Origin of the sequence: Bradyrhizobium sp. (genome assembly GCF_049586575.1) — a bacterium.
In the GTDB taxonomy this organism is placed as follows: domain Bacteria; phylum Pseudomonadota; class Alphaproteobacteria; order Rhizobiales; family Xanthobacteraceae; genus Bradyrhizobium.
The window spans coordinates 1-1,660 of the sequence record NZ_JBAVCF010000371.1; the positions used below are offsets into that span (position 1 = coordinate 1).

The 1,660-nt window shown below is 63.1% G+C and carries 2 protein-coding genes; both read right to left on the reverse strand.

Going from position 1 to position 1,660, the window contains the following annotated elements; translation table 11 throughout:
* Nucleotides 1-1,006: CaiB/BaiF CoA transferase family protein (locus tag WB528_RS14650; protein ID WP_423889133.1), on the reverse strand; the 1,006-nt coding region annotated here is incomplete at its 3' end.
* Nucleotides 1,007-1,227: 221 nt separating this feature from the next.
* Nucleotides 1,228-1,660 (reverse strand): glycosyltransferase (locus WB528_RS14655; protein ID WP_423889134.1); only part of this gene is annotated, 433 nt, incomplete at its 5' end.

The window sequence follows — 1,660 nt, forward strand, 5'->3', positions numbered from 1 at the left end:
GCGCGATGCCGAGATGCTCCACTTGCGCGTCCGCGAACATCTGGTCGATCGAATAGATCGGGCCGCACGGCACGCCCGCGGCATTGAATTCCTTCACCCAGGTTTCGCTCGATTTTTTCTCGGTGAGTTTGTTGATCTCGGCGTTGAGTGCTTTTCGGTTCTTCGAGCGGTCGGGTCCGGTGGCGTATTCGGGCCGGTTCGGCAAATCAGGCGCGCCAACCGCCTCGGCAAAGCGATGCCAGATGCGTCCTCCTGTCGTGGCGATGTTGATGTAGCCGTCGGAGGTCTTGAACACGCCGGTTGGAATCGATGTCGGGTGGTCGTTGCCGGCCTGCTTGGCGACGTCGTTGTCCATCAGCCAGCGCGCGGCCTGGAAATCCAGCATGAAGATCTGCGCCTGCAGCAGCGAGGTCGTGACCCACTGGCCTTCGCCCGACACTTCGCGCTCGAGCAGCGCGGTCAGGATACCCATGGCGCAAAACAGGCCCGCGGTGAGGTCCGCGACGGGGATGCCGACGCGCATCGGGCCTTCGCCGGGCGCGCCGGTGATCGACATCAGCCCGCCCATGCCTTGCGCGATCTGATCGAAGCCGGGACGTTTATGATAGGGGCCGTCCTGGCCGAAGCCGGAAATCGAGCCATAGACGATGCGCGGATTGATCTTGCGCACGCTCTCATAGTCGACGCCAAGTTTTGCTTTCACGTCGGGGCGAAAATTCTCGACGATGACGTCGGCCTTTGCCACCAGCCGCCTGAAGACCTCGAGGCCTTCCGGCTTTTTCAGGTTGAGCGCCATCGCGCGCTTGTTGCGGTGCAAGTTCTGGAAGTCCGAACCCTGGCGCGGGCCGCCGAGCTGTTCGCCGCCGTCCTCCAAGATCGCGTCGATCTGGACGACGTTGGCGCCCCAATCCGCCAGTTGCCGCACGCAGGTCGGGCCGGCCCGGACGCGGGTGAGATCGAGCACGGTGAAGCGGGCGAGGGCCTGCGAGGCACGCGGGAAGGACATTTTTTGGGAACTCCGACGAAATCGAGACGGGCGAACCAGCCTTGTTGTTATTCCGCTGGTATAGGTGAACGATCCGCGATCGACAATCCTGTTTGCCGGACAGCCGCTTGCAGCCAAGACAGATCTCGTTTTCTTCCGACGATGGCTTGGCGGTTAGCGGCAGGTGGAGTTGTGTCCCGGCCGCCGGAGGCTATCGCGGCTTGTGCTGGGTCAACGGTGCTTCACCCAATCGCGCCCGCGATCGTGTCGTTATAAAGCTGAACAGTCTGCTCGCCGATGATCCTGGCCGAGAGTTTGTTGACGACCAGTTCCCGCGCCGCTTGGCCATATCGCGCGCGCAATTCTGGTGAGTTCGCGAGCCTCACAATGGCCTGGGCAAGCGCTCGCGGGTCTTCGATCGGCACCAGAAGGCCGGTCTGGTCATCGATGACGATCTCGCGGCAGCCCGGTGCGTCGGTTGCGATCATGGCGCGCCCGCATGCGGCTGCTTCCATCAAGGCGCCGGGCAGGCCTTCGCGGTGCGACGGCAGAACCGCGAAATGACATCGCTTCCAGAGTGAGGCGATGTCCTTGACGTGTCCGAGCCAGGTGATCCCAGGACGCTTCGTCCACTCGTTCACTTCTTCGAGCGACACCGACGCGGGATTGGCCGGG